Below are 25957 nucleotides of genomic sequence, written 5' to 3'. Positions count from 1 at the left end.
CGGGACCTCATCAAAGAAGGCCCCGGATCTCATCCGGGGCGCGCACCGATATGACCCTTTACATTGATGCCGACGCCTGCCCGGTCAAGGCTGAGGCCGAAACCGTCGCCACCCGGCACAAGGTGCCGATGATCCTTGTCGCCAACGGCGGCTTGCGCCCGCCGCGCAACCCGCTGGTGACGTTGCAGATCGTCCCGGACGGGCCGGACGTGGCCGACATGTGGATCGCAGACCGCGCGGGCAAGGGCGACGTGGTCATCACCGCCGACATTCCGCTGGCGGCGAAATGCGTCGCGGCCGGTGCGCTGGTCCTGCGCCACGACGGCAGCGCGCTGACAGAGGCCAACATCGGCCAGCAACTGGCCATGCGTGACCTGATGTCCGACCTGCGCGCCGCCGATCCCTTTCGCCAAGGCTCTGGCAAGGGGTTTACAAAGGCCGACCGCAGCCGTTTTCTCGACGCGCTGGAACGCACTCTCAGGCAGGCAGGAAAGACGGCATGACCCTCAAGGCGGTGATCTTTGACATCGGCAATGTGCTGATCGAATGGCACCCGGAACGCTACTACGACGCCAAAATCGGCGAGGACCGCCGCCGCGCCATGTTCGCCGAACTGGACCTGCACGGCATGAACGACATCATCGACCGGGGCGGCGATTTCCGGCAAACGGTCTATGACTGGGCCGACAAGACTCCGGAATGGGCGGAGGAAATCCGCCTCTGGCATGACGACTGGCTGGAGATGGCGAAACCCGCGATCCCGCGATCCGTCCGCCTGCTGCGCGCCCTGCGGGCGCAAGGCACGCCGGTCCATGCGCTGACCAACTTTGGCATCGGCACATGGGCCATCGCCACCCCGGCCTACGACTTTCTCAATGAATTCGACCACGCCTTTGTCAGCGGCCACATGGGCGTCATCAAGCCAGAGGCCCGCATCTACGAAATGGTCGAAGAGCACCTGAACCTCCCCGGTGAGGCGCTGATCTTTGCCGACGACCGCCTAGACAACATCAAGGCCGCCGCGGCGCGCGGCTGGCAGACACATCATTTCACCGGCGCGGACGGCTGGGCGCGGCGACTGGTGGACGAGGGATTGCTGACCGAGGAGCAGGCATTATGACCACCATCATTCCCTTTGAGGAGGGCGAGAAAAACCTCGACTGGCTGGCTCTCACCCGCGCCTTTGACGCAGGCCACCAGTTGCCCAAGGCCGAAATTGCCGATGTGTTCCTCTATCGCGGCAAGGACACGCTGCTGAACCGGTCGGCATGGATCGACGGGCTGGGGCTGGCGGTCAAGGCGGCCACGGTCTTTCCGGGCAATCCAGCCAAGGGCAAGCCGATGATCGGCGGCGCGGTGAACCTGTTCGACGATGCGGACGGCAGCTTGGCCGCGGTGGTGGATTTCCACCTTGTGACCAAGTGGAAAACCGCCGGCGACAGCCTGTGCGCCGCGCTAAAGCTGGCGCGCCCTGACAGCAAAAACATCCTGATTGTCGGCGCGGGCACCGTCGGCACCGCGCTGCACGCGGCCTATGCTGCGGGCTTCCCAGAGGCAAAATTCACCGTCTGGAACCGCACACCCGACAAGGCCCGCACCTTTGCAAAGGCACATGGAATCGACTGGGCCGAGGATCTTGAATCCGCAGTGCGCGCCGCCGACATCGTCACCTCCGCCACCATGTCGACCGATCCGATCCTGCAAGGTGACTGGTTCCAGCCCGGCCAACACATCGACCTGATCGGCGCGTACCGTCCTGACATGCGCGAGGCGGACAATACCGCACTGACCCGCGCCCACGTCTTCGTGGACAGCTATGACACAACGCTGGGCCATATCGGCGAGCTGAAAATCCCGCTGGCCGAGGGCGTCATCAGCCAAGCCGACGTGCTGGCCGACTATTACGCACCCGACGCCATGCGCCGCACCAGCGACGACCAGATCACCCTGTTCAAGAACGGCGGCGGTGCGCATCTGGACCTCATGTGCGCGCGCTACATCCTAGACGCGTGGCGCGGGGCATGAGCCTCTTGGGCGGCACACTGGCGCTGGCCGCCCTTGGCGCAGCCGCGCTGCCCGCCTATCGCGAAGCCCTCCGCAAACCCGTCAAAGACCTGCGCGCCGCCGCGCCCGGCACGTTCGCCGACCTCTCGCAGGGGCGCACTCACTTCCAGTGGCACGGGCCACAGGATGCCCCCGTCGTCGTCTGCATCCACGGGCTCACCACGCCCTCCTTCGTGTGGGAGGGGCTGATCCCGCATCTGATCAAAAACGGCGTACAAGTCCTGAGCTATGACCTGTACGGGCGCGGCTATTCCGACGCCCCGCGCGGCGCGCAGTCGTCCGCCTTTTTCACCCGGCAACTGTCAGACCTGCTGGATCATGAGGGCATCGACGTGCCCGTCACCCTGATCGGCTATTCCATGGGCGGCGCAATCGCCACCAGCTTTGCCGCCGCAAACCCGGACCGCACCCATCGCCTGATCCTGATCGCGCCTGCGGGCATGGGACATGATCTCGGGCCGCTGGCCCGTTTCACGGTCGATGTACCTGTCTTGGGTGACTGGGCTTTCCACATGGGCTACCCGCACCAGTTTCGCGGCGGGATCGCGGCCGAACGTGCCCTGCCCTCTTCGGTCGACACCATCGGCGACCGGCAAGGCGCGCAACTGGACCGGCGCGGTTTTCTCCGCTCTGTCCTGTCCTCCCTGCGGGGCCAACTGCGTACCCCGCTGGAAGTAGATCACCGCCGGATCGCCGCCACCGGCCTGCCGGTGACCGCCATCTGGGGACGTGATGACAAGGTCATTCCAATCCGCGCTATGGGCACACTCGCACAATGGAACCGCAATGCCCGCCAAGAGGTCATTGCCGGGGCGGGCCACGGCCTTCCCTACACCCACACAGCGGACCTTGCGCGCGCATTAACCGCCTGACGACGCGCCCGGCTTCTTCTTTGTCCAAATACATCCGGAAGAGTCGACCGCAGGGAGACGGGGGCCATGCTGGACGCATGCCTTTGGCTTGACGCCTCCTTTATGCCGGGACCGCGACCACCGGCGGGCGGTTTTCGCGGATCGGCAGATGCACCAGTGCGCTCAGCGCGCCGACGCCCACGCCGATCCACCACACAAACGAATAATCGCCCGACACGTCATACAACCGCCCACCCAGCCAGACGCCCAGAAAGCCGCCGATCTGATGGCTCAGGAACACCACGCCATAAAGCGTGCCCATGTAGCGCAGCCCATACAGATGCGCGACCAGCCCCGAGGTCAGCGGCACGGTGGCCAGCCAGAGCGACCCCATCACCGCCGAAAAGACCAACACGCTGGTCGGTGTGATCGGCATCAGGATAAAGGCCGCTGCCGCAAGGGTCCGCGCCGTGTAGATCCCCGCAAGCAGGTATTTCTTGGAGAACCGCGCGCCCAGCCAGCCCGCCGTCAGCGTGCCGACGATATTGAACAGCCCGATCAGCGCAATCGACACCGCCCCAAGGGCCGAGGTGGTCGTCACACCGATCGAATGCAGGATGCTGCCCGATGCGATTGGGCCGCACATCTCTGTCACGAAGGCCGGGAAATGCGCGGTGATGAAGGCAAGCTGATAGCCGCAGGAAAAAAAGCCGATGAAGATCAGCGAAAACGACGGGTCGCGGAAAGCACGGCCAAGAATTACGCCCATGCTTTCCTCGATCTCGATCTTGGAGGCGACCGGCGCGCGCATCAGGGGCAGGGTGATCAGCATCGCAAGGATCGCACCGGCAAAGATGAAAAAGACATGCTGCCAGCTCATCGTCGACAGCAGCGCCTCGGCCACCGGCGCGCCGATCACCTGACCCGCGCTGCCCGCCGCCGTGGCGATGGCCAGCGACATCGACCGGTTCTCGGCGCTTGACGCGCGCCCGACCACAGCCAAGATCACGCCAAATCCGGTGCCCGCGATGCCGAAGCCCACCAGAACCTCCCATGCCTGCATGGAAAACGGGTCCACAGAAAGGCCCGACATCACCAGACCCACAGCGTAGAGCAAAGCGCCCAGTACAATGGCCATCCGGTCGCCCAATTTCTCGGCGAAGGCCCCGAACAACGGCTGGCCGATGCCCCAGGCAAGGTTCTGGATCGCAATCGCCAGACTGAACTCGGCCCGCGCCCAGCCGAATTCCTCGGCAATCGGGATCTGAAACACGCCAAAGCTCGCCCGGACGGCAAAGCTCACCATGATGATGAAACACCCGACGATCAGGACAGGCGTAAACAGGGGGGCACGGGTCGACATGACGAAACACTCCGGAACTGCGCCGCGCAGGTGTGCCGCGTCGCGCCGAAGCCGTCAAACGGGAATGGCTGATGGGTCAGTTCAAATTTGCTTATGCGTCGCCGCGCCATCCGGCCTGTAGTGCGCCGCCGGTCAGATGATCCACCAGATCCTCGGCCCGCAGGCCGGGGTCCTCTTCGTCGGTGGCGATCCGGGACAGCGCCTTGCTGCGCGCGGCGGCAGGTGTGTTTTCAAAGGAAATCCCAACTTCGCCCTCGCCTTCGCAAAAGGCCGGCAGGCGCAGAAGCGGCGTCAGGTCGCCCACCTGCGTGCCGGTGATATCCAGCACCGCAAGATCGGGCAGACCGGCCAGCGGCGACAGGTCGCTGACCTCGGTGCCGCGCAAGGATAGCTGACGCAGGCCAATGCAGTCCTTTAACGGCGACAGATCCGTGACCCCGGTGTGATTCAGCCACAGTTCCCGCAACCGCCCCATGCCCGCCAGCGGCGACAGGTCCGACACCCCCGAGCCTTCCAGAAACAGATGCCGCAACGCGGTCATACCCTTGAGGGGCGACAGATCCGCGACCGCCGTGCCGCGCAGGTCCAGTTTTTCAAGCCGCGTCAGCGGGGCAAGCGGCCCAAGGTCCGACACCTGCGTGCCCTCCAGATCCAACCATGTCATCCAGTCCAGCCGCCCGATCTGTTCGGGCAAGCGGCGCAGGGGCTCGTTGCTTTCAAGGTAGAGAAAGGACATGCCGTCACGCCGGTTCATCTTGACCGACAGGATCATGTCTTGGACCTCTGCTTCCAGCGCCGCCTCGTTGTCGCCCTGCGCCATGCGCCCGCTCCTGTTGTCCGATCCGCAAAGTGACACGCGGATCGGGACGGCACAAGCGCACCCGTCACGCCGCCTCTACACAACCCCGCGCGCATTGGGTATGCGAAAGCATGCCAAACGTCATCGACCTCTACGAATCCCGCGTCGCCGCCGGAAAGATCAAGCCCGACGAGGCGCAGACCGCTGTCCTGCCCGAGTTCGAGCGCCTGCGCGCCGATCTGGCGCAGCCGCAGAAACGCGGCTTTTTCCGGCGCAGCGTCGAGGCCCCGCAGGGGCTGTACCTTTGGGGCGGCGTCGGGCGCGGCAAATCCATGCTGATGGATCTCTTTGTCGACACGCTTGAGGTGCCCGCCCGCAGGGTACACTTTCACGCCTTCATGCAAGAGGTGCAGGGCCGGATTCACACCCTGCGCGGCGAAGGGGCCGAAGACCCGATCAAGCCCGTCGCCAAGGACATCAGCGAGGCGGTGCGCCTGCTGGCCTTCGACGAGATGCAGATCACCGATATCGCCGACGCCATGATCGTCGGCCGCCTGTTTCAGGCGCTGTTCGAGGGCGGCACCACCGTTGTCACCACGTCGAACCGGGTTCCAGACGATCTGTATAAGGACGGGTTGAACCGACAGTTGTTCCTGCCCTTCATCGGGCTGCTGAAAGACCGCATGGTGGTGCGCGAACTGGCCTCTGAACGCGATCACCGGCAGGACCGCCTTGCCGGGGCGCAGGTCTATTTCAGCCCTGCCAATCCCGTCGCACGCGCGCAGATCGATAGCCTTTGGCAGGAACTGACACACGGGCTGGAAGAAACCCTGACCCTGCACGTCAAAGGCCGCGAGGTCGAACTGCCCCGCTATCACAACGGCGTCGCGCGGGCGGACTTCTTTGACCTGTGCGGGCGGATGCTGGGCCCTGCCGATTACCTCAAACTGGCCGAAAGCGTCCGGGTCCTGATTCTGGAAAACATCCCGCAACTGTCGCGCCGCAACTTCAACGAAGCCCGGCGCTTTGTCACCCTGATCGACACGCTGTATGAGGCGCGGGTCAAGCTGATCGCCTCTGCCGCCGCCCTGCCCGAGATGCTGTATGTCGAGGGCGAGGGCAGTTTCGAATTCGAACGCACCGCCTCGCGCCTGCGTGAGATGCAGGCCGCGGACTGGGCGGTCGAGGCAGGCTGACCCCGGACGGCCAGACAAAAAAAGGGGATCCCGAAGGATCCCCAGATGCTGCTGCTCGTTAAGGCTTTGCTGCCCGTGTTAATTCAGGTCCGGAATGCGCAGGGTCATGCCCGCGCGCAGGTCCGATGGATCGTTCATGAGGCCCCGGTTGGCCTCCAGAATTTCAAGGTAGGCGACTGTCGTGCCATAAAACCGAAAGGCGACGCCCGGCAGGCTATCCCCCGGCTGCACCGTATAGCTGCGCCCGGCAGGCGCGCCCTGCGGGGTGCGCGTTTGCGCGCGATCCGGGTTGGCTGGCGCTTTCGAGACGATCACCGGCGCTGTCCCTGACTGGGCCGGTTTCTTCATCTCCTCGACAATGCCATAGCTCATGGCCCGCAGAATGTTCATCACATCGTCGTCGGCGTCGCTCAGCGGCGGCTCTGCTGGCGCGGGTGTCGCCACCTGCGCCGGTCGCGCCTTGGGGCGCAACGAGGCCGTAACAACCGGCAGCGATGCCGCGACCTGCTGTACCGGATCGGGCCGCTTAGACAGGCTGGTATCGGATGGCAGGGCAAGAAGCGTGGTTGCGGGTTGCAAGCTCAGCGCATCCGGGCGCGCGCGGCTGACGTCTTCGGTGCGGTCCGGCTGTGGCGTCTCGCCGACCGACCACAACAGCGCGGCCGTAGACGTGATGAACCCGACGGTCAGAACGGTGAGCCGGATCATGCAAACCTCCCGCACATCAGAAGGGTGCACGCCCGTCGTATGGCGTCGCACAAGATTGTCACGCTGAATGTCCCCCAGGGGCCGCGCCGTGATTGTGGCAGATGCGCGTGCCCTGCCCGACTATAGGCGAATCACCGCCGCTGTGTCAATATATGGTCGCAACGTCAAGCCGTATTAAAGTGTGTGAATTTCCGCCCCAGATCTAGGGCCTATTTTGGCGGCAAAATCAGGCTTTGACCGGGGCGCAGATCGTCCGGACGCCGCAGGACGGACTGGTTTGCGGCAAAAAGCGGCCCGGTCATGTTGACGTCGCCGTAGACCCGCTCGGCAATGGACACCAGACTGTCACCGGGCTGGACGACATAGACATCCAGGTCCGGCGATCCGGCAACGGAGGCCGCAGGCCCCTCACCCAGAGACCGCCGCACGATCGTGTGCAACAGGCTGCCCGGCTGTCCCGGCGCGCTGTCGCGCCCGGTGGCCTGATTGAGCCCGGACAGCGCGTCCCACGTCATCCGGCGCATTTCCGCGTCATCTAGGGCGGCGGACGCGCCGGTAAGCCGCCCGGATACGGGCGGTGCGGGCCGGGTCGCGGGCGCAAGACCCGCCGGATACCCCAGCCCCCGTCTTGCCGGTTCAGGCGATGGCGCGGGCCGGATCGGAACGACTGCCGCCACGGGTTCGGCCCGTGTGACCGGCTCCGGCGCGGGTCGCTCTGCCGAACGGCGAAGCGCCCCCGGCTGCACCACCAAAAGCGCGACAGTCACCGCGACAAAGCCCAGCGCCAGAAGTACCATTCTGATCATCACACCACCTTATCGTTCACAACCCGCCAGCAACGGTCAGGCCAAGCGCACGCCAACTGTCCAGCCCGCCCCGGTAATACTTCAGTTTCGTGGCGGGATAGCCGGTCTCCAGCAGACGACGTAGCGCGGCGGGCGCTTCTTCGTCATCGGCACCAGCCCCAAAGACAACCAGATCGAACGCCCCGGCGTGATCGCCGTTCCGAACCCCCAGCGCATTCAACAGATCGTCCCGATACGGGTTGTCGGCGCGCAGCGTCGTGGCCGGCAGGTTGACCGCGCCGGGCAGGGTCGCTGCGGCATAGTCATCAGGCAGACGGGCATCGACAAGCAGACCCTGTCCGCCGCCGACAAAGATCTCAAGAAACTCCAGAACTTCGAGTTCCCCAACCGTCCCCACGCCCGGTGCCGCCATCATCGGCTGCACACAACGCGGCGGACAGGTCACGCCAGACCGGCTGATCTTGAGCGTTTGACCATTGAGTAACAAAGAGAAATCGGGGCGGTCTTCGGTGATGTGACTGGCCTGAGCAAAGGCGGGAAGCCCGACAAGGCTGGCCATGGCGCAGCCTAGGGCCAAAACAAGACCTTTCCACATCTGCTCGTCCTCCGGGCGCCGATCTGGCGATCGCCTCTTATCGTTGCCACGAAATATAGGGCAGAGTTGGCGAATCAGTCAATAAGCCCCGGCGCAAACAACCCGCCGAGGCATGCGCCCAAGGCGCGCAGGCCGTCAGACCATCCCGCGCAGCACATGCCCGGCAAGGTAAAGCGATCCGCAGATCAGCACGCGCGCCTCTGGGGCCTGCGCCGCAATGGCGGTCAGCGCCGCCTGCACGTCCCCGGCCTCGCGGGTGTCATGCCCCACCTCGCGGGCCAGCCGCGCGGTCTCTAGCGCGGGCAGGGTGTTCGCCTCACCGGGGATGGACACGGCGGTCAGGCTGTCGGCCACCTGCGCCAAGGGCCGCAGAAATCCGCGCGCATCCTTGGTGTTCAGCATACCGCAGATCAGATGCGTGGGCCGTTTGGGCAACCCCGCCAGATGCACGGCCAGCGCCTCTCCGGCGGCAGGGTTGTGACCGCCATCCAGCCACAGTTCGACCCCCGGCGCGGCCTCTGCCAGCGGGCCAGAGCGCAGCCGTTGCATCCGGGCGGGCCAGTCAGCGTTGGTCATCGCGCCCTCAAACGCGCGATCGCCCAATTCCAGATGCCGCAGCACCGCCAGCGCGGCCCCCGCATTCTGCAACTGGTGCGCGCCGGGCAATACCGGCAAGGGCAGGTCCAGCAGCCCGGTCTCATCCTGAAACACCAGCCGCCCGCGCTCTTCCCAGACATGCCACTGCTGACCATGCGCCAGCAAAGGCGCGCCCAGCGCCGCCGCGCGCGCCTCGATCACCTGCATCGCCTCATCCGGTTGCGGTGCGACCACACAGGGCACACCCCGCTTCAGGATACCGGCCTTTTCACCGGCGATCAGTGCCAGCGTATCGCCAAGGTACTGCTCATGATCCATCGAGATCGGCGTGATCACCGTCGCCGCAGGGCGCGCCATCACGTTGGTCGCGTCCAGACGCCCGCCCAGCCCGGTCTCCAGCAGTACATAGTCCGCGGGGACCCGGCTCATCGCCAGCAGCGCCGCACAGGTGGTGATCTCGAAATAGGTGATGGACTCGCTGCCATTGGCAACAACGCATTCGTCCAGCACCGCCTCCAGCGCCGGTTCGGAAATCAACGCGCCCGCCAGCCGGATACGCTCATGGAACCGGGCAAGATGCGGCGAGGTATAGGCGTGGCAGGTCTTTCCCGCCGCCTCGATCCCCGCGCGGATCATCGCCTGCGTCGATCCCTTGCCATTGGTGCCGGCCAGATGGATCACCGGAGGCAGCGTGCGCTCGGGATGATCCAGCGCCGCCAGCAGACGCCAGACCCGGTCCAGCGTGAGATCTATGATCTTGGGATGCAACGTCATCATACGTTGCAGCAGCAGGTCGGACCCGCGCGCCTCTGCGCTCATGCCCTGCACCCCTTCGAAATGGCGAAGATCACTTCGCGGTGTCGTCCAGTGCCGCGTTCGGCTCGGCTTTGATCTCTTCGGAGCCCGGTGGCGGCAGGTCGCCCCATGTGGCGGGCGGCAACTGCATCAGCATCCGAGTGATGACAATCAGTTCTTCGCGCATCTTGCGACGGTCGGTGACGCGGTCCAGCATCCCGTGCTCCAGCAGATATTCTGCCCGCTGGAACCCTTCGGGCAGCTTTTCGCGGATCGTCTGTTCGATCACCCGAGGCCCGGCAAAACAGATCAGCGCGTTGGGTTCGGCAATCTGCACGTCGCCCAACATGGCATAAGACGCGGTGACACCGCCGGTCGTCGGATGGGTCAGCACCACGATATAGGGCAGCCCCGCTTCCTTGAGCATCTGCACCGCGACGGTCGTGCGCGGCATCTGCATCAGGCTCAGAATGCCCTCTTGCATCCGCGCGCCCCCGGCGGCGGAAAACAGCACCAGCGGGCGGCCCAGCTTGACCGCCTCCTGCGCGGCGGCAACGATCGCGTTGCCCACATACATCCCCATGGACCCGCCCATAAAGCTGAAGTCCTGCGCCGCCGCCACGATCGGCGTGCGACCGATCTCGCCGGCGGCGACCAGCATCGCCTCTTTCTCATGCGTCGACTTCTGCGCCGCCTTCATCCGGTCAGGGTATCGCTTTTGATCGCGGAAATGCAGCGGGTCGGCCAGCGGCTCGGGCACCGCCAACTCGGTGAACACCCCACCGTCAAACAGCGCCAGAAACCTGTCACGCGGGGTGATGTGCATGTGATGTCCGCAATTGGTGCAGACATTCAGGTTATCGCTGATCTCGCGGTGAAACAGCATCGTGCCGCAGTCGTCACATTTGGACCACAGGTTCTCAGGCACCTCGCGGCGTGAGAAGATCGAGTTGATCCGGGGACGGACGTAGTTGGTGATCCAGTTCATGAGCGGCCTGCGCAAGTTCCAAGATGGCCGAGAGATAGGCAAGCCGCACCGGAAATGCAATCAACCATGGGCACACGCACGGCCCCGGCTTCTTCTGTCCAAAAATATCCCGCGGGACGCGACCAAAGGGAGCCGGGGGTCATGTTGCAAGCAGGCCACTTGTGTGACGCCCCTTGCCCGCTCACAACCGCAGCGCCACACGGGCGGTCAACCAACTGACCCCGATCATCGCCAGATCCAGCGGCAACAGTGCCGCGATGGCCCCTGTATCCTCGGGGCCAAAGGGCAGTTGCCGCAACGCCAGCCCAGACATATCCCCGCCAAGGGAGACCAGCGCGAACACCATGACATTGTTCACGAAATGCAGCGCCACCGCCGCCCCCAGATTGCCGGTCCGGGCCGTCAGATCGGCCGCGGCCAAGGCGAAAAGCACGCTCCACCCCGCCACCATCAGGGCGTTGTCGCCATAGACGCCCGGCATGTAGTGCCCCAGACCAAAAGCCAGCGACGGCAGCCCCAGCCAGATCGCCGGATGCCGCACCCGCGCCGCCAGTTGCGATTGGAAATATCCGCGAAAGAACACTTCTTCTGCACCGGTCTGGATGAAAACCACCACCAGCGTCGCTGGCAGAACCATCAGCCATGTATTCAACGGCAGCCCCGGCCGCGTCGATGTCAGCAAATCCCAGGGCGGCAATGCCAGAACCGCTGCGTTCAGCACCACCAGCGCACCAGCGACCCGCAGGAAATCCCACCGGAACAACCGCCAAGGCCCCAGCAAGCTGATGCCGCGACGGTCGTGCAGCATCTGCGCCACCATCATCGCCCCCACGCCCAGCGCCCCGGTCAGCAGCAGCACCAGCAGCAGGCTTCCCGGTGTGGTGCCGGTCTGTAGCCCCGCCAGCAAGGTCAGATAAGCGTCGCCCGCCATCACGCCCCCCAGCAGCGCGATAATCCCCCGCGCCAGCCCGAACCAGATCACGATACACAGCACCAGACCCAGCGCCAGACGCCACAACTCGGCGCGCGGCTCTGCGGGGGCCGTCATGATCTGGTGGCGTCTATAGCTCATGCAGCGGGGCGTTCCGGGCGAGACGAGGCGTCGCGGAGGACCTGAGCATAGCCTCGGGCCAATGTCATGCGGGTCGCAATGCCTTTCTGGCGCAACAGCGCGTGCAGGCGGGGCAGATTGTGCGCGGGCACATGCATCACAAGGTGATGCTCCAGATGGTAGTTCACCCAGTAGGGCGCAAGGAACATCCGTTCCAGCGGCCCGGCCAGCGTTGTGCGCGTGTTGCGCAGCGGATCGTCACCGGCCTCGACAGCGCCGTGTTCGGCGATATTGCGGATGCGCAGGACCAGTTGGAACCACGTCAGCAGCGGCAACAACCACAGTGCAGGCCACAGCCACCCGCCGCCCAAGGCCCAGAACACCGCAAACAGCACAAGATTGGCGACCAGCGCGCGGGACAGAACCGGACCGCCAAAAGCCTGCGCCAGATCCTGACTCGACACGCCCTCTGTCTCTCCGACCAGGCGAAAGGCAAACATGATCTGCGCCGCGCGCTGTTTGATCCCGGTCTGGCCGGTTATGTCGCGCACCAGCTTGCGCCGCAGCGACGCACGGGTGGTGGGAAAGGGTTTTGACAGTCGCAGATCAGGGTCCTTGTCGGTCTGTGTATGGCGGTGGTGCATCAGGTGATAATGCCGGTAGGCGGCCAGATCGGCGAGGATCGGCGCGCCACACAGCCAGTTCCCGGCAAATTCGTTGAGCCACCGCGTCCGAAACAGCGCGTTATGCGCCGCTTCATGCATCAGGATCGCCAGCCCCAACTGGCGCGACCCGATGACCATAAGCGCCAGCAGGAATGTCGCTACGTTCGGGCACCACACAAACACCCCCGCCGCTGTCAGGATCACCCCCCAGCAATGCAGCACCAGCGCCGCCCCCCAAAGGTCAGAGCGGGTCGAGAGGCTGCGAATCTCCTCACGCGTCAAAAAGGCCGTTCCCGGTGTCATGCCCCCATGATCCGGGCCGATAAGGGGCGCTGTCAACGACCGCTCGGCGTTGACGCCACCGTCGCCCGTGCTACAGCAAGGCCATGCTCGACATCTTCCTGAAGACCGTACCCTTTTTCTGCCTGATCGCGCTGGGCTACGGCGCGGCAAAAACGCGGTTCTTTTCCGAAGAGGCCAGCGCCAGCCTGACGAAATTCGTCTTCTACTTTGCCCTGTCGGCGATGCTGTTCCGCTTTTCCGCCAATCTGCGCTTTGACGAGATATTTGAGCCACGCCTCGCCGCTGCCTATCTTTGGGGCACCGCCTTTACCTGGGGTCTGGGCATGGCGGTCGCCTTTTTGCGCGGGCTGGACCTGTCCACCGCCTCGATCGAGGCGCAATGCGCCGCCATCGGCAACACCGGCTTTCTCGGCGTGCCGATGCTGGCGCTGTTGCTGGGGCAAGAGGCGGTCGGTCCGATCATCCTGATCCTGTCCATCGACCTGATCGTGTTTTCCTCATTGCTGACACTGATGGTGACCGGCGCGCGCGAAGGGCGAATGCATATTGGTATCCTGCGCAAACTGTTGGCCGGACTGCTCAAGAACCCGATGATCGTTTCCATCGGATTGGGTCTCATGGTCTCTGCCAGCGGCCTGCCGGTGCCCGAGGCCGCCAACAGCTTTCTCACCACGCTGGGCAATGCCGCCACCCCCGGCGCGCTGTTTGCCATCGGCGCATCGCTGGCGTCGAAATCTGCCGAGCGTATCCAGATCGCCGCTTGGCTGAGCTTTGCCAAGCTGGTCCTGCACCCGCTATTTGTGGGCCTTGGGGTCTATGTCTTTTTCCCGGTCGACGCTTACCGCGCCGCCGTCGCCGTTTCTGCCGCCGCCCTGCCGGTGGCAGGCAACGTGTTCATCCTTGCCCAGCACTATGGCATCGCGCCGCAGCGGGTATCCGCCTCGATCCTGATCTCGACCGCCGTCAGCATCCTGACCGTCAGCGCGGTGATCGCGACCGTGACGGCACTCTGACAGCCCAGCCCTTGCGCCACCGCCGCGCGTGGGCGATGCTGAAACGGCTGACTATCGGTGCAGGTTTTTTTCCATGCGTTTCTTTTCCGGCATCCTTATTGCTCTCGTTTCGGCGCTGACACCGGCCCATGCCCAGCCCGACCGCGACATCCCTTACGATCAGGCCGACCCAGTCGTGCGCCGCACCATCGAGGAGCCGACACCAGCCCTGAATGCAGATCAGCATCGCGCGATCTACGACTGTCTGGCCAATGCGCTCGACTATGCCGACCTCTGGGTAGACCGGCAGCACGCCACCCTAGACAAGGACACGCTGGGCTATGTGCCGACCTTGCCTACCCTGCCCATTGGCGAGGTGCCGAACCCCGCGGCGCGAAGGAACTGGCCACGCTTCTCAAGGAGGGCTACACCGGGCCAGGATATGATGCAGACGCCGCCTATCTCCGGCTGTCCGCCTTGGTCAAGGGACGCCACTGGCGGTCGATCATGCCCGAAGGCATGTTCGACTATGCGATCGTGGCGGAACAACGCGAAACCAGTTGCAGCGCCGTCGATCTCATCAAGGCAGCGTTCGAACGTGTCGCCGAGGACGGCCGCAGCACAGAGCGCCTGCGCCGGATCGCACAGGACTACGCCGGGCAGCTTGCCTCCGAACAACTCGACTGCGCAGAACGTCTGCGAAAATTGCAACAGGAACGTCAGTTGCGACAGGCCGAGGAAAGCACAGCCTTCATGGATTGGTACGCCGAGGTGCTTTGCGATTCGGGACCGTGCGACTGACGGCACCGACCCGGCACTTCCCCCGCCACCCCTGCATTCACTACAGGAAAGACCTGTCGGGTCAGGCCGATTTGTTCTGCGCCTTCTTGCCGGTCTTGCTCGGCCGCTGGGCGTGCTGCCCGGCCGCGCCGTTGAGCGATTGGTACCAGGCCGGCTGCTTGACCGGATTGGCGGCGGGGCGTTTGACCTTGGGCTTCTTGGATTTGGGCATAACGTATCCTTTCAGGATCTCCGCACGGCTATAAGGGGTTTCAGGCCGGATGGGAACTGATCACGCAGGCCGCAGGACCGGCGTCTCGCGCCCCGCCACTGCCGCACCGCCCGCGCTCAGTCCACCCGGCGCACCAGCAACTGGTTGCCCGTTGAACTGCGCTTGGTCTCGAAGACCTTCAGCTCCGCCACCAAGTCCGACAGCTTGCGTTTGCCAAAGCTGCGGGTGTCGAAATCCGGGTTTGCGGCGGTGATCACCTGACCGATGTCCCCCAAGCGATACCATTCGTCATCCTGATCAATCGACTCCATCGCCTTGAAGATCAAATCCCGCACCGCCGTCAGGTCGTGCACCGTGCCCGGTTTCGCGCCCGTGGTCTTTTCCGGGGCAGAGTCGAGGTTCTCAAGGAAAATGAACCGCTTGCAGGCCTTGCGAAAGGCATCGGGCGTTTTCTGCATACCCATGCCATAGGCCTCCAGCCCCTGTTCGCGGATGCGGCTGGCCAACCGGGTGAAATCGCTGTCTGAACTGACCAGCACAAAGCCGTCGAACCGGCCCGTGTGCATCAGGTCCATGGCGTCGATCACCAGCGCGATATCGCTGGCGTTCTTGCCCACCGTGTTGGCGGGCGAATGATGCGGCACGATGCCGAAATCGGCCTGTACCTTGTTCCAGCCCGCCATCTGCTGGCTGGAAAAATCACCGTAGCAACGTCTGACACTTGCCTCGCCAAGGATCGCGATCTCATCAAAGATGGCCTTGGTGTACTTGGGAGAAGTGTTGTCCGCGTCGATCAGCACGGCCAGGAGTGTATTGTCTGCCATTGGGTCTCCGCGTTCTTCGGTTTGTACCGTGTCGGGCAATAGGCACTTGCCAGAATGGTATCTTAGGCCCCAGTCTGACAGGAATTTCAGACAACAGCCATTGGGAACGCCATGCAATTCATAGAAAAAACCCCCATTGAGACCGGCTTTGCCGAGGTTTTCGCACAACGGGTCGCACCGCAACTGGACGCGCTGGAGGCCAAACGCGCCGAACTGCGCAAGGCAGGCTGGCGCAATTTCGGCATCACCATGGTCGTCGGCGCGGTGCTCGGCGGCGCGCTGGCGATCTGGAGCGATCTGGTCATCGGCATCATAGTCGTGGTGTTCTTTCTGATCCCCGCCTTTGCGATCCGCGGCAGCCAGTCCAAGAAATGGTCCGGCGAAGTGGCGGAAACGGTGATGCCCGCGGTCTGCGATTTTCTGGGTGACGTTCAGTATGACCGCAAGGCCGCAAACAGCTTTTCGGCCACGCAGGCGAAGGAAATGGGGTTGGTTCGCGGCTTTGACCACGCAAGGCTGGAGGACCACATGACCGGCACATGGCGCGGCACCGGGTTTGAGATGGTCGAGGCCAAGCTGACAACCCGCACAAAGAGCAACAGCTCTTCCAATGAATCCACGGTTTTTCAGGGCCTGCTGTTCCGGATTTCGCTGCCGCATCCCGCGCCGACGCGCATCCTGATCGCGCGCAATTTTGGCCGCACCCTGAACAAGCTGGCCAGCTTCTTTGCGTCCGACAAGACCCGTGGCATGCCCCGGATCGAAACCGGGCATGTCGAGTTTGAAAAGGACTTTGAACTGCACGCCAAGTCGCCCGATGGCGTGTTGGATTATCTGCCGCCCGCCTTTCTGGACAATCTCACCGCCATTGGCGCGGCAGAGGCCGAGGGCGGCACATCCGGCATGGTCGCGGCCTTCGAGGGCACAGATTTCTGGCTGGCGCTGTCACGCACCAAGCCGTTTCTGGAAATGGCCAAGATCAATGAGCCGGTGGACAAGATCACCGAAGAGCTTCACGGCGTGTTCGACGATATGGCGTTGGTCCGGCGCATCATCGACCGTCTGCACGGCTAAAGCGTCCGGTACATCACCAGCGCGTCGACAAACCCCTGCTCCGGGTGGTTGAACGCCTCGGGCAGGCGTCCCACCACGTCAAATCCCGCGCGCTTCCACGTCTCGACCGCGCGCGTATTGGTGGCGACGACAAAGTTGTACTGCATCGCGCGAAAGCCCAGCTTTGGTGCGATGTCCAGCGAATGCGCCAGCATCGCCCGCGCCACCCCCTTGCCGCGCGCCGCCTCTGACGTGACATAGCCGCAGTTGCACACATGGCTGCCGCCGCCCTTCTGGTTGCGCACGATATAGTAGGTGCCCAGCAACACGCCGTCGTATTCGGCGACAAAGACCTGCCGTTCCGGACCGAACCAGTAGGCCAGCGCGTCTTCGCGCGTGATATCCGCGTCGATGGAATATGTATCGCCCGCCCGGAACACCGGCCTCAGCATCGCCCAGACGCCCGCGCGGTCCGCGTCCACAGCTTCTCGAATGATCATGTCTGGCCTTCCGTCTTGATGTGGACCACCTCGCCACAATGTTTGCAGTGCACCGCATCCGCGTCATGCAAAACCAGACCGCAGGTCTGGCATTCGTGCCGCACCTTGTCAGGCCGCAGGATGACCTGCACCAGACGCAGGAACAAAGTCACGCCAAAAATCATCACGATGACAGAGATCATCCGCCCCCACGGCCCCTGCAAGGTAATGTCGCCAAATCCCGTCGTCGTCAGCGCGGTGACGGTGAAATAGAGCGCGTCGGCATAATTCCCGATCTGCGGGTTCACGGTGTACTGCGTGGCATAGACCAGCCCGGTCATGATGAAGATAAAAACGCCAAGGTTCAGCACCGCCAGCACCACGTCGTCGTTGCGCCGGAAATAGGGAAAGTCCCGCTTGAGCTGCTGCGACAGGTGATAGGTGTGCAACAGCCGCAGCGTCCGCATCACCCGCAGGAACCCCAGCCCTTCCCCGGCCAGTGGTGCAAGGAATGAGACTATCGCGATCAGATCCGCCAGCGTCACGATCCGCGTCATCAGCCGCAGCCGGTTGGTCGAGATCCAGAACCGCGCGCCGAATTCGGTCAGGATCACAATGCCAAAGACCGCGTCCACAGTTTCGACAAAGGGACCGTGTTGGGTAAAGGACGTCACGATCACAAAAAGGATCGTCACGATATCAAAGCCCAGCAACGCATAACGAAACCGGTGCGCCCGGTCACTCTCTCCCACGTAAAGCTCACGGATCGTGTTGCGCATGACCGCTCCTTTGGGGGGCTGGCAAGAGTTTAGGATGAAACGCCCACAAGGAAACGCAGCACCGATCTGTCCCGCCGTACAAAACCCGCTGTCCTGACAGAGCCGGATGAGAGACGCGGGCGGACCCCACCCGACAATTGCAGTCCTTCCAAAACGTCATGGATTTGAATTGCCAGTGCAACAGCCGGACCGTAGCCTGCCCCGAAAGGGAATACACCAAATCACCGGAAAGATGACATTATTTTTCTCGCAGCCAAGGTCAACCCGTCTCCAGCCAACAATCCCGAATGAGTGTCATGTACCGAAATCTGCTTTTTGCCGCGTCTCTTCTGCTGTTGTCCTTTTCGACGGGTGCAGGTGCCGCGAACATTGAAATTGGCGCGAAATCCGCTGACCCCGAGGAATTTGCCCGCCTCAGCCTGACCGGACCGATCGAGGCCGGTGACGCCCAAAACCTGCGGGACCTCATGACCGATGAGGTCAAGGGCTACTATCCAGACAGCCACTACGTCACCATCACCCTCGACAGCCCCGGTGGATCGCTGGCCGAGGCCATTCGGCTGATGGACACGTTTCGAGACTTGCAGATCGCAACACGGATCGACGCAAAGGCCACCTGTCTGTCGGCCTGCGCCGTGGCCTTTCTGGGCGGTTCCCGCCTCGTCGCCAACGAATTCTGGACCAGCCGGACCGTTGAGCCGGGCGGCCAGCTTGGGTTTCACGCCCCCAGCCTGAGCCTGCCAGCGGGGGATCTGGTGCCGACACAGGCGTTGACGGCCTCCTATGGCCTTGCGCTGGAATCGATTTCCAGCATTCTGGACCGCCGCGACCGGTTCGACATTCCGGTGTCCCTGGTCGAGACCATGATCGCAACACCGCCCGATCAAATGTACGTTCTGGACAAGGTCGATGACTTTGCGCGCTGGAAGATCGCGGTCGCAATGGATCAATCAAAATGGCGCCCTGACAAAGCCGATGTCGCCCGCATGTGTCTGAATCTTGGCGTGTGGGAGAGTGGAGATAGTGTCGCCCGAATTGACGCGAGCTTTAAATCGGAAGCAAATGACTACTCACGTCATCAGCAAGTCGCTGAATGGGCGGCGAAAGTCAAATTCCTGCCCCCTTCCAGAACCACCGGCATCCAGACCGTTTATGCATACGCCACCGAAACGGGCATGGAAGTCTCCACTTGTGTCGCCAGGTTCACGATCTTCAAGGACCAATGGTATCCACGCATCTTCTTGTCCGACTCGTCGCCAGAAATCGCGCTTCAGGCAGCCCAACAGTCCAACACGTCTTCTCCCGCGCCCTACATGCTTCACGCTCTGCCGCATGATTTCAGCATCACGGCATTGCGCTGACAGCGCAGGGTCGTAACAGCAAAACGCCGGTTCCCGCCCGGAACCGGCGTCTCGGCTTTCCGTAGGGTGGGGTTTCACCCCACCGCCCCGGTCAAGCACCGATCAGAACACCACCACCGCGCGGATCGATTCACCCGCGTGCATCAGGTCAAAGCCCTTGTTGATCTCGTCCAGCGTCAGCGTGTGGGTGATCATCGGGTCGATCTCGATCTTGCCGTCCATGTACCAGTCCACGATCTTCGGCACATCGGTGCGGCCCCGCGCCCCGCCAAAGGCGGTGCCGCGCCATGTCCGGCCGGTGACCAGTTGGAACGGCCGCGTGCTGATCTCGGCCCCTGCCGGTGCCACGCCGATGACGATGCTTTCGCCCCAGCCCTTGTGCGCGCATTCCAGCGCCGTGCGCATGACATTCACGTTGCCGGTGGCGTCAAAGGTATAGTCCGCGCCGCCTTTGGTCAGGTCGACCAGATGCGCCACCAGATCGCCCTCGACATCATTGGGGTTCACAAAGTCGGTCATGCCGAAATGTTCGGCCATCGGCTTCTTGTCGTTGTTCAGGTCAACGCCAACGATCTGGTCCGCGCCCGCCAGCCGCAGGCCCTGGATGACGTTCAGGCCGATCCCGCCCAGACCAAAGACAATCCCCCGGCTGCCGATTTCCACCTTGGCGGTGTTGATCACCGCGCCGATGCCGGTGGTCACGCCGCAGCCGATGTAACAGACCTTGTCGAATGGCGCGTCGGGGTTGATCTTGGCCAGCGCAATTTCCGGCAGGACCGTGTGATTGGCAAAGGTCGAACAGCCCATGTAATGCAGGATCGGCGTACCATCGAGCATCGAAAAGCGCGAGGTGCCGTCGGGCATCACCCCCTTGCCCTGCGTCGTCCGGATCGCCTGACAGAGGTTGGTCTTGGGGTTCAGGCAGTAGTCGCACTGACGGCATTCCGGTGTGTAGAGCGGGATGACATGATCGCCCGGCTTCAGGCTGGTGACGCCTTCGCCCACCTCCAGCACCACGCCCGCACCTTCATGGCCGAGGATGGCGGGAAACAGCCCCTCCGGATCCGCACCCGAACGGGTGAATTCATCGGTGTGACAGATCCCCGTTGCCTTGATCTCGACCAGAACCTCTCCGGCCTTCGGTCCCTCAAGGTTCACTTCCATGATTTCAAGCGGTTTGCCCGCCTCCAGAGCCACCGCTGCACGCGTGCGCATCTTCTGTCCCTCCTGTGGATCGCGTTAGCGCCCACCCTGAGGGAAAGCGCCTTTCGCCGCAAGCATCCACGCCCGCGCGGATGCCTGCGACATTCGGCACGCGCCGGGTTATTCCGGCAGGCGCAGGTCCGTGGGCAGGCCAATCACGGTGGTCTTGCCACCGGCGTCATTGCTGGACTGCTGGGCAAAGACCCAGCCGACCACGGCATCGTATTGCAGCGCCGCAATGCCCAGCGGCTCACCCGTATCCATGTTTGTCATCGCAACCCGCAGGGTCCAGACCTCATGATCGGCGCCAAAGGGCGACGTCGTGTTGGAACAGCAGGTCTGCGTCAGGGTGTTCTGCACGGGGCCCGCGCTGGACGGCTGGACCCAGGTGACGGTCTTGCCCTCGGTCAGCGGCAGGAAATCCCGGTCCGGCAGGGTCACACCCTCATCGGTCGGAGCCGCGCGCAGCGCCGCGGTCAGCGCCGCGCGGTCGCCGTCCCTGCGCCGCCAGTTCAGGTTTGCCACCGGGATCACCCCGTTCAACACCGCCTGCCCGGTAACGGTATCGCAGGTCGGCTTGCCCCTGCGGATCTGCTCGTAACAGAGTTCCGTCAGGACGAGATCGCCCTCGGCCCCCAGAAAGCGGGTGGTATAGCTGGTCTCGAAAATCGGATCGCCGATCGGGACAGCCCCGGAATAGACCTTGTAAAGGGTGTCCAATTCCGTGTCGGCCACGGGCTGGGCCACGGCACCGGTGGCAAACAGGCAAAAGGCGGCAAGGGGTGCGATATTGGGGGTCATCCGTGCTCCAGTCGTCAGGTCGAATTTGCCCGGAATTTCGAAGAATAGATCATAGGATTCAATCCCTTTCCCCGAATTTTATGCATGCTCGGCTAAAAAATCCCGCGCCGCACAGGGCGCAGGCCGACTCGACTCCCGGCAACACGACGTATAGAACAAAATGAGAACATGTTGCCGCGATTCCCATGCCCCACCGCCGTATCCTCTCGCTCTGGTTTCCCCGCCTCGGCGCCGAAAGGCTGATCCGGGCCGAACCGCATCTGGCCGATGTCCCCTTTGCCACCGCCGCACAGCAGGGGCCCGCTCAGGTGCTGGGCGCGCTGTCGCTGGCCGCCTCGCGGGCCGGGTTGCGCAGCGGCCAGCCGCTGCGCGACGCCCATGCCATGTGCGCCGGGTTGATCACCCGCGCTGCCCAGCCCCGGCGCGAAGAGGCGTTTCTGGGCGCGCTGCACCGCTGGGCGGGTAAATTCTCACCCTGGGTGGCCTCGGATGCGCCCGACGGGCTGGTGATCGACCTCACCGGCTGCGCCCATCTCTTTGGCGGAGAGAAGCCATTGGCCCAGCAGGTCACGCAGGACTGCGCCGATCTGGGCCTGACGGTCTGTTTTGGCATCGCCGACACGCTGGGCGCGGCATGGGCGCTGGCGCGGTTCTCAAGGCAGGACGCGGCCCACGCCCGCTCTGGCGACGCCATCGACCAAGAGGCCCCCGCCACCCGCGCCCGCGCGGGCAAACGCCGCCACTGGGAACGCGGCGGCGCCGCCCCAACACGCAGTGCCCCCACCGGCACCGAGAAAACCCGCATCGCGCCCCCCGGCCAGACCCGCGATGCGCTGGCATCGCTGCCCATCGCGGCGCTGCGGCTGGACCCGCAGGTGACCGAACAGCTTGCCCGCCTCGGGTTGCGCCGCATCGGCGACCTGCTGGGTCAGCCCCGCGCACCGCTGGCCCGCCGCTTTGGCCGTGGCCTTGTCGACCGGCTGGATCAGGCCACCGGTGCCGTGCCTGAACCCGTCTCGCCCGCGATTCCGTCAGACCGTTTCGCCGTGCGCATGTCGTTCCCCGACCCCATCGGGTTCGAGGAGGACGTGGCCGAGGCGCTGTCACGCATGACCGAACAGCTCTGCGCCATGCTCGACGCCAAATCGCGCGGTGCCCGCGTCCTCCGGATAGAGGCGCACCGTTGCGACCACCAGATGCACTGGCAGACCATCACCAGCGCCAGCGCCAGCGCCCAACCGCACCGGTTGATACCCCTCATCCGTCTCAAGCTCCCCCAGATCGACGCCGGCCCCGGCATCGACATGCTGCGGATCGAGGCGGTGCACCACGAACCCCGACAGGAACGCACCCGCAGCGGCCATATACAGGCGGCGCAGCACGGCAGCCGCCGTCTGCAAGGCGGGGCGGCGCTTGAGGATCTGGTCAGCCGCCTCGGCGCGCGACTGGGGATGGAGGCCATCACCCGCCGCGCGCCCGCCTCCAGCCACATCCCCGAAAAATCCGCCCTGACCCTCGCCGCCGCATGGTCCGAGGCCGCGCGCGACTGGCCCAGATCGCCGGTGCTCCGCCCGCTGCTGCTCTGGCGACCGGAACCGGTGACAGCCCCCGACCAGCCGCACCCGCCACAGGCCTTCCGCTGGCGCGGGCGCGACTGGCAGGCCAAGGCGCAAACCGGCCCCGAACGCATCGCCCCGGAATGGTGGCTCGACGATCCCGAATGGCGCTCTGGCCCGCGCGACTACTGGCGCATCGACACCGACCGCGGAGACCAGCTCTGGCTGTTCTACGCCCACGGCGGCGTGACCTCTCCCGGCTGGTTCTGCCACGGCAGCTTTGCCTGACACGGACCCCCCGGTTTCTTCTCTGTCCAAATACGCCCGGGGGAGGCTCCCGCAGGGAGACGGGGGCAGCGCCCCCACCAACACTGGCCAAGCACGCCCACCCATGCCAAAAGCGCCCCGACCACGAAGGAGCGCCGCGCATGTTCATCGCCACACTCATCACCAAACCCGGCCAACTGGACCCCGCGCTGGTGGAAAATCTCCGCAACGCGCTTGGCGGCGGCAGTGCCGACTGGCTCTCGCCTGACGAGGCGGCGGAATTCCCGCTGGAAACGCTGCCCACAAACCTCGAAGAGATCCGCACCTCGATTGCCGACATGGCCGATCTCAACATTCTGCCCGCCGAAAACCGCCGCAAAAAGATGCTGCTGGCGGACATGGACAGCACCATGATTCAGCAGGAGTGTATCGACGAACTGGCCGAAGAGGCGGGCGTCGGCGCACATGTCAAGGACATCACCGCCCGCGCCATGAACGGGGAACTGGACTTCGAAGGGGCGCTGATCGAACGGGTCAGACTGCTCCGGGGCCTGCCGGAAACGGTCATCGACAAGGTGGTCGCGACGCGCATCACCCTGATGCCCGGCGGCACAACCCTGCTGGACACGATGCACGCACAGGGCGCGCGGCGTGTGCTGGTCTCGGGCGGGTTCACCGCCTTCACCTCCCGCGTCTCAACCCTGTTGGGCTTTGACGAGAACCGCGCCAACACGCTGATGATCGAGAACGGGCACCTCATAGGTGAGGTTGGCCGCCCGATTCTGGGGCGGGAGGCCAAGGTGCAGGCGCTTGAAGAGATCACCGCCCGACTGGGGATCACAGAGGCGGATGTCATCGCCGTGGGCGACGGGGCCAACGATCTCGGGATGCTGGGCCGCGCGGGGATGGGCGTTGCCCTGCATGCCAAACCCAGCGTTCAGGCACAATGCGACCTGCGGGTGAACCACGGCGACCTGACCGCGCTGCTGTACCTGCAAGGCTATGCCAAAAGCGATTTCGCCGAAACCGGAGCCCGCGCGCCCCGGACCTGATCCGGGGCCTCCACGGTGCCCACAAGAGGCACCGAAACCGGGGCGCGGTCGCGCGGTCCTTATCCCGCCAGCCCCGCCACGGGCCGAATCTCTCCGGTCATCAGCCCGTCCCAATTGCGCACCGGCGGGTTCAGGAACCGCGCAACATCCGGATGTGCCGCCTCCAGCACACCCAGCCGGACCAGCAGCGCGGCAATGACGCATTCCGACGCCCGCGTCGCGCCATCGACGATCTTGGCGGCGATGCCCATGCCCCGTTTCGGCAGGATGGCCACATAATAGCCCTCGGCCCCGGTTTTGATCGCCACCGGTTCCTTGGCGGTCTGCATCAACAGCGTGCAGGCCTGCCCCTCCCCCGCCACCAGCATCGGATGAGCGATCATCGCCTCGACCAATTGCGCCGCCGCCCGCGACTGCGCATCGCCCCGCGTCCCGGCGCTGGCGTAAAACGCCATCGCCCGCGCCATGCCCACCATCGTGGTGGCGAAATTCGGTGCCGAACAGCCGTCGATGCCGAATCCGGGGCTGGTTTCGCCGGTCACCTCCTCGAATGCCTCCCGGCAGGCGATCTGCACCGGGTGCGCGAGGTCGACATAATCCGGTCCCGCCTTGAGGTGCTGCGTCAGCGTCAGGAACCCGGTGTGCTTGCCCGAGCAATTGTTGTGCACCCGTCCGGGCGCGCGCGCCTCGCGAATCATCTCGTGGCGCAATTCCTTGTCTCTGGAGGCCTGCGGGCCGCAAATCAGGTCGTGCTCGGACAACCCGCGCTCTGCCAACCACGCCTCGACCAGCCGCGAGTGCAGCGTTGCACCCACATGACTGGCGCAGGCCAGCGCCAGCCGGTCCGACCCAAGTCCCGCCTCGCGCGCGGCCCCCGAAGTCACCAGAGGCAACGCCTGAATCATCTTCGAAGAGCTTCTCGGCAGCACCACAGCCCCCGGATCGCCCCAGGACTCAACAATCTGCCCGGTCCCGTCACAGATCACGGCATGGCCGGAATGCCAGCTTTCGATCAGGGGTCCGCGATGAATTTCGACCATGGGAACCGCTGTCATCCAATGACCTCCAAGTCTTGAGCGAATATCTGCCACCGGGGCTTTTACGCCTCGGTTCTTTCAGGCTATTGTCCCGCCGTCGAGATAAAAACCCAGTAACGCATCCTGCATCAGGGACGTGCGGATCGTGCGGGACATTTGAGGTAAAGAACGCTGGAGGCGGCAGGAATGATGTCAGGTCTTGGTCGGGGATTGGGCGCACTGGCGGTTTTGCTGTGCGCAACCGCAGCAGGCGCTCAGGATAGCAGCACGGCGCGCGTGGACGCCATGACGGACTGGTCGGTCTTTGAAGAGGCCAGCCCGCGGGAATGCTGGGCGGTGACCACCTACAAGGAAAGCGTCAACACCAAGGACGGTCGCGTGGTCGCGGTGACGCGCGGTGAGATTCTGTTGATGGTCTTCTATCGCCCCGAAGCGGGCGTAAAGGGTCAGGTCGCCTTTACCGGCGGCTATCCTTTCGCCACCGGTTCGACGGTGAACATGGCCATCGGCGACACCGAATTCGAACTTTACACCGAAGGCGAATGGGCTTGGCCCGCGACCCCGCAGGACGACGTCAAGCTGATCACAGCGATGAAGCGCGGCGCAGATGCCGTGGTCACCGCCGTGTCCAGCCGTGGGACAGAGACCAAGGACACCTTCTCATTGCTCGGCTTCACCGCCGCGATCGAGGACGCGGACAAGCGCTGTTCCTGACACTGTAATCCGGCCCAATTCGGGTCGGGTGACGATATGACGACAA

28 protein-coding genes are annotated in these 25957 nt (G+C 64.1%); 12 read left to right on the top strand and 16 right to left on the bottom strand.

From position 1 onward, the window contains the following. Positions 1-50 precede the first annotated feature (50 nt). From ACN0S5_RS09215 to ACN0S5_RS09200, 4 genes are read left to right on the top strand one after another with little or no spacing between them, the layout of a single operon-like run. Positions 51-503 (top strand): YaiI/YqxD family protein, encoded by a 453-nt coding sequence (locus ACN0S5_RS09215; RefSeq protein WP_417207891.1) that lies wholly within the window; start codon positions 51-53, stop codon positions 501-503. Then, positions 500-1120 (top strand): HAD family hydrolase, encoded by a 621-nt coding sequence (locus ACN0S5_RS09210; RefSeq protein WP_417207890.1) that lies wholly within the window; start codon positions 500-502, stop codon positions 1118-1120. The genes ACN0S5_RS09215 and ACN0S5_RS09210 overlap by 4 nt, the downstream gene beginning before the upstream one ends. After that, complete coding sequence (locus ACN0S5_RS09205; protein WP_417207889.1) at positions 1117-2025, top strand: ornithine cyclodeaminase family protein; 909 nt, start codon at positions 1117-1119, stop codon at positions 2023-2025. Before ACN0S5_RS09210 ends, ACN0S5_RS09205 begins: the two co-directional genes overlap by 4 nt. Then, positions 2022-2936, top strand: a complete 915-nt coding sequence (locus tag ACN0S5_RS09200; protein ID WP_417207888.1) for an alpha/beta fold hydrolase — start codon at positions 2022-2024, stop codon at positions 2934-2936. The genes ACN0S5_RS09205 and ACN0S5_RS09200 overlap by 4 nt, the downstream gene beginning before the upstream one ends. Before the next feature lie 100 nt (positions 2937-3036). Here the strand turns inward: ACN0S5_RS09200 and ACN0S5_RS09195 are convergent, their stop codons facing one another. Both ACN0S5_RS09195 and ACN0S5_RS09190 read right to left on the bottom strand, forming a co-directional pair. After that, a complete protein-coding gene (locus tag ACN0S5_RS09195; RefSeq protein ID WP_417207887.1) occupies positions 3037-4278 on the bottom strand; it encodes an MFS transporter in 1242 nt (413 codons plus the stop codon). Positions 4279-4369: 91 nt separating this feature from the next. Then, complete coding sequence (locus ACN0S5_RS09190) at positions 4370-5098, bottom strand: leucine-rich repeat domain-containing protein (protein WP_417207886.1); 729 nt, start codon at positions 5096-5098, stop codon at positions 4370-4372. A 110-nt stretch (positions 5099-5208) separates the two neighbouring features. Here ACN0S5_RS09190 and zapE point away from each other — a divergent pair, with 110 nt between their 5' ends. Beyond that, a complete protein-coding gene (zapE, locus tag ACN0S5_RS09185) occupies positions 5209-6273 on the top strand; it encodes a cell division protein ZapE (RefSeq protein ID WP_417207885.1) in 1065 nt (354 codons plus the stop codon). Positions 6274-6351: 78 nt separating this feature from the next. Here zapE and ACN0S5_RS09180 read toward each other — a convergent pair whose 3' ends face one another. The 7 genes from ACN0S5_RS09180 to ACN0S5_RS09150 all read right to left on the bottom strand — a co-directional run bounded on the left by ACN0S5_RS09180 (position 6352) and on the right by ACN0S5_RS09150 (position 12781). Further along, a complete protein-coding gene (locus ACN0S5_RS09180; RefSeq protein WP_417207884.1) occupies positions 6352-6981 on the bottom strand; it encodes a LysM peptidoglycan-binding domain-containing protein in 630 nt (209 codons plus the stop codon). Between the two features lie 209 nt (positions 6982-7190). Then, the gene (locus tag ACN0S5_RS09175) at positions 7191-7787 is read right to left on the bottom strand and encodes a LysM peptidoglycan-binding domain-containing protein (protein WP_417207883.1); all 597 of its coding nucleotides are present in this window, start codon (positions 7785-7787) and stop codon (positions 7191-7193) included. A 16-nt stretch (positions 7788-7803) separates the two neighbouring features. Beyond that, on the bottom strand, positions 7804-8382 hold the full coding sequence (locus ACN0S5_RS09170; RefSeq protein WP_417207882.1) for a rhodanese-like domain-containing protein: 579 nt from the start codon (positions 8380-8382) through the stop codon (positions 7804-7806). Between the two features lie 135 nt (positions 8383-8517). Then, the gene (locus ACN0S5_RS09165) at positions 8518-9798 is read right to left on the bottom strand and encodes a bifunctional folylpolyglutamate synthase/dihydrofolate synthase (RefSeq protein WP_417207881.1); all 1281 of its coding nucleotides are present in this window, start codon (positions 9796-9798) and stop codon (positions 8518-8520) included. Positions 9799-9826: 28 nt separating this feature from the next. Further along, the gene (accD, locus tag ACN0S5_RS09160; RefSeq protein ID WP_417207880.1) at positions 9827-10762 is read right to left on the bottom strand and encodes an acetyl-CoA carboxylase, carboxyltransferase subunit beta; all 936 of its coding nucleotides are present in this window, start codon (positions 10760-10762) and stop codon (positions 9827-9829) included. 181 nt (positions 10763-10943) lie between these two features. Beyond that, complete coding sequence (locus tag ACN0S5_RS09155) at positions 10944-11834, bottom strand: CPBP family intramembrane glutamic endopeptidase (RefSeq protein WP_417207879.1); 891 nt, start codon at positions 11832-11834, stop codon at positions 10944-10946. Next, positions 11831-12781, bottom strand: a complete 951-nt coding sequence (locus ACN0S5_RS09150) for a fatty acid desaturase family protein (RefSeq protein ID WP_417207878.1) — start codon at positions 12779-12781, stop codon at positions 11831-11833. Before ACN0S5_RS09150 ends, ACN0S5_RS09155 begins: the two co-directional genes overlap by 4 nt. A gap of 83 nt (positions 12782-12864) precedes the next feature. Between ACN0S5_RS09150 and ACN0S5_RS09145 the strand changes: the two genes are divergently transcribed. Further along, complete coding sequence (locus ACN0S5_RS09145) at positions 12865-13794, top strand: AEC family transporter (protein WP_417207877.1); 930 nt, start codon at positions 12865-12867, stop codon at positions 13792-13794. 486 nt (positions 13795-14280) lie between these two features. Continuing rightward, complete coding sequence (locus tag ACN0S5_RS09140) at positions 14281-14574, top strand: hypothetical protein (RefSeq protein ID WP_417207876.1); 294 nt, start codon at positions 14281-14283, stop codon at positions 14572-14574. Positions 14575-14635: 61 nt separating this feature from the next. Here ACN0S5_RS09140 and ACN0S5_RS09135 read toward each other — a convergent pair whose 3' ends face one another. Further along, positions 14636-14785, bottom strand: coding sequence for a hypothetical protein (locus ACN0S5_RS09135; RefSeq protein WP_417207875.1), 150 nt, complete (start codon positions 14783-14785; stop codon positions 14636-14638). 116 nt (positions 14786-14901) lie between these two features. Next, positions 14902-15609 (bottom strand): NYN domain-containing protein, encoded by a 708-nt coding sequence (locus ACN0S5_RS09130; protein ID WP_417207874.1) that lies wholly within the window; start codon positions 15607-15609, stop codon positions 14902-14904. 111 nt (positions 15610-15720) lie between these two features. Here ACN0S5_RS09130 and ACN0S5_RS09125 point away from each other — a divergent pair, with 111 nt between their 5' ends. After that, positions 15721-16683, top strand: coding sequence for a DUF3137 domain-containing protein (locus tag ACN0S5_RS09125; RefSeq protein WP_417207873.1), 963 nt, complete (start codon positions 15721-15723; stop codon positions 16681-16683). On the opposite strand, the gene ACN0S5_RS09120 is transcribed toward ACN0S5_RS09125, so the two are convergent. Continuing rightward, positions 16680-17162 (bottom strand): GNAT family N-acetyltransferase, encoded by a 483-nt coding sequence (locus ACN0S5_RS09120; RefSeq protein ID WP_417207872.1) that lies wholly within the window; start codon positions 17160-17162, stop codon positions 16680-16682. The genes ACN0S5_RS09125 and ACN0S5_RS09120 overlap by 4 nt on opposite strands. Further along, entirely contained in the window at positions 17159-17920 is a 762-nt protein-coding gene (locus tag ACN0S5_RS09115; RefSeq protein ID WP_417207871.1) for a potassium channel family protein, read from the bottom strand. Before ACN0S5_RS09115 ends, ACN0S5_RS09120 begins: the two co-directional genes overlap by 4 nt. Positions 17921-18387: 467 nt before the next feature. On the opposite strand from ACN0S5_RS09115, the gene ACN0S5_RS09110 reads away from it, so the two are divergent. Beyond that, positions 18388-19281, top strand: a complete 894-nt coding sequence (locus ACN0S5_RS09110) for a hypothetical protein (protein ID WP_417207870.1) — start codon at positions 18388-18390, stop codon at positions 19279-19281. Between the two features lie 102 nt (positions 19282-19383). Here the strand turns inward: ACN0S5_RS09110 and ACN0S5_RS09105 are convergent, their stop codons facing one another. Both ACN0S5_RS09105 and ACN0S5_RS09100 read right to left on the bottom strand, forming a co-directional pair. Continuing rightward, positions 19384-20496, bottom strand: coding sequence for an S-(hydroxymethyl)glutathione dehydrogenase/class III alcohol dehydrogenase (locus ACN0S5_RS09105; protein WP_417207869.1), 1113 nt, complete (start codon positions 20494-20496; stop codon positions 19384-19386). A gap of 108 nt (positions 20497-20604) precedes the next feature. Beyond that, positions 20605-21285, bottom strand: coding sequence for a hypothetical protein (locus ACN0S5_RS09100; RefSeq protein WP_417207868.1), 681 nt, complete (start codon positions 21283-21285; stop codon positions 20605-20607). Positions 21286-21470: 185 nt separating this feature from the next. Here ACN0S5_RS09100 and ACN0S5_RS09095 point away from each other — a divergent pair, with 185 nt between their 5' ends. Continuing rightward, positions 21471-23129 (top strand): Y-family DNA polymerase, encoded by a 1659-nt coding sequence (locus ACN0S5_RS09095; RefSeq protein ID WP_417207867.1) that lies wholly within the window; start codon positions 21471-21473, stop codon positions 23127-23129. A 140-nt stretch (positions 23130-23269) separates the two neighbouring features. After that, entirely contained in the window at positions 23270-24160 is an 891-nt protein-coding gene (serB, locus tag ACN0S5_RS09090) for a phosphoserine phosphatase SerB (RefSeq protein WP_417207866.1), read from the top strand. Positions 24161-24219: 59 nt separating this feature from the next. Here the strand turns inward: serB and ACN0S5_RS09085 are convergent, their stop codons facing one another. After that, positions 24220-25215, bottom strand: coding sequence for an asparaginase (locus ACN0S5_RS09085; protein WP_417207865.1), 996 nt, complete (start codon positions 25213-25215; stop codon positions 24220-24222). A gap of 168 nt (positions 25216-25383) precedes the next feature. Between ACN0S5_RS09085 and ACN0S5_RS09080 the strand changes: the two genes are divergently transcribed. Next, positions 25384-25911: an invasion associated locus B family protein gene (locus ACN0S5_RS09080; RefSeq protein WP_323768234.1), complete on the top strand. Its 528-nt coding sequence runs from the start codon at positions 25384-25386 to the stop codon at positions 25909-25911. Positions 25912-25957: the final 46 nt, after the last annotated feature.

The sequence above is a fragment of the Antarctobacter sp. genome, from assembly GCF_048262615.1.
GTDB lineage: Bacteria > Pseudomonadota > Alphaproteobacteria > Rhodobacterales > Rhodobacteraceae > Antarctobacter.
Note: the sequence above shows the minus strand (reverse complement) of the source record. Positions and strands in the feature narration are given on the sequence as shown.

Coding starts and splice junctions, on each gene's coding strand:
- ACN0S5_RS09140 (WP_417207876.1), top strand. CDS start 14,281: ATGCCCGAAGGCATGTTCGACTATGCGATCGTGGCGGAACAACGCGAA.
- ACN0S5_RS09115 (WP_417207871.1), bottom strand. CDS start 17,920: ATGCGCAACACGATCCGTGAGCTTTACGTGGGAGAGAGTGACCGGGCG.
- ACN0S5_RS09175 (WP_417207883.1), bottom strand. CDS start 7,787: ATGATCAGAATGGTACTTCTGGCGCTGGGCTTTGTCGCGGTGACTGTC.
- ACN0S5_RS09200 (WP_417207888.1), top strand. CDS start 2,022: ATGAGCCTCTTGGGCGGCACACTGGCGCTGGCCGCCCTTGGCGCAGCC.
- ACN0S5_RS09145 (WP_417207877.1), top strand. CDS start 12,865: ATGCTCGACATCTTCCTGAAGACCGTACCCTTTTTCTGCCTGATCGCG.
- ACN0S5_RS09100 (WP_417207868.1), bottom strand. CDS start 21,285: ATGACCCCCAATATCGCACCCCTTGCCGCCTTTTGCCTGTTTGCCACC.
- ACN0S5_RS09190 (WP_417207886.1), bottom strand. CDS start 5,098: ATGGCGCAGGGCGACAACGAGGCGGCGCTGGAAGCAGAGGTCCAAGAC.
- ACN0S5_RS09080 (WP_323768234.1), top strand. CDS start 25,384: ATGATGTCAGGTCTTGGTCGGGGATTGGGCGCACTGGCGGTTTTGCTG.
- ACN0S5_RS09150 (WP_417207878.1), bottom strand. CDS start 12,781: ATGACACCGGGAACGGCCTTTTTGACGCGTGAGGAGATTCGCAGCCTC.
- ACN0S5_RS09110 (WP_417207870.1), top strand. CDS start 18,388: ATGACCGATGAGGTCAAGGGCTACTATCCAGACAGCCACTACGTCACC.
- ACN0S5_RS09155 (WP_417207879.1), bottom strand. CDS start 11,834: ATGAGCTATAGACGCCACCAGATCATGACGGCCCCCGCAGAGCCGCGC.
- ACN0S5_RS09195 (WP_417207887.1), bottom strand. CDS start 4,278: ATGTCGACCCGTGCCCCCCTGTTTACGCCTGTCCTGATCGTCGGGTGT.
- accD (WP_417207880.1), bottom strand. CDS start 10,762: ATGAACTGGATCACCAACTACGTCCGTCCCCGGATCAACTCGATCTTC.
- ACN0S5_RS09105 (WP_417207869.1), bottom strand. CDS start 20,496: ATGCGCACGCGTGCAGCGGTGGCTCTGGAGGCGGGCAAACCGCTTGAA.
- ACN0S5_RS09125 (WP_417207873.1), top strand. CDS start 15,721: ATGCAATTCATAGAAAAAACCCCCATTGAGACCGGCTTTGCCGAGGTT.
- ACN0S5_RS09205 (WP_417207889.1), top strand. CDS start 1,117: ATGACCACCATCATTCCCTTTGAGGAGGGCGAGAAAAACCTCGACTGG.
- ACN0S5_RS09165 (WP_417207881.1), bottom strand. CDS start 9,798: ATGAGCGCAGAGGCGCGCGGGTCCGACCTGCTGCTGCAACGTATGATG.
- zapE (WP_417207885.1), top strand. CDS start 5,209: ATGCCAAACGTCATCGACCTCTACGAATCCCGCGTCGCCGCCGGAAAG.
- ACN0S5_RS09135 (WP_417207875.1), bottom strand. CDS start 14,785: ATGCCCAAATCCAAGAAGCCCAAGGTCAAACGCCCCGCCGCCAATCCG.
- ACN0S5_RS09130 (WP_417207874.1), bottom strand. CDS start 15,609: ATGGCAGACAATACACTCCTGGCCGTGCTGATCGACGCGGACAACACT.
- ACN0S5_RS09095 (WP_417207867.1), top strand. CDS start 21,471: ATGCCCCACCGCCGTATCCTCTCGCTCTGGTTTCCCCGCCTCGGCGCC.
- ACN0S5_RS09170 (WP_417207882.1), bottom strand. CDS start 8,382: ATGTGGAAAGGTCTTGTTTTGGCCCTAGGCTGCGCCATGGCCAGCCTT.
- ACN0S5_RS09215 (WP_417207891.1), top strand. CDS start 51: ATGACCCTTTACATTGATGCCGACGCCTGCCCGGTCAAGGCTGAGGCC.
- ACN0S5_RS09120 (WP_417207872.1), bottom strand. CDS start 17,162: ATGATCATTCGAGAAGCTGTGGACGCGGACCGCGCGGGCGTCTGGGCG.
- ACN0S5_RS09085 (WP_417207865.1), bottom strand. CDS start 25,215: ATGACAGCGGTTCCCATGGTCGAAATTCATCGCGGACCCCTGATCGAA.
- serB (WP_417207866.1), top strand. CDS start 23,270: ATGTTCATCGCCACACTCATCACCAAACCCGGCCAACTGGACCCCGCG.
- ACN0S5_RS09180 (WP_417207884.1), bottom strand. CDS start 6,981: ATGATCCGGCTCACCGTTCTGACCGTCGGGTTCATCACGTCTACGGCC.
- ACN0S5_RS09210 (WP_417207890.1), top strand. CDS start 500: ATGACCCTCAAGGCGGTGATCTTTGACATCGGCAATGTGCTGATCGAA.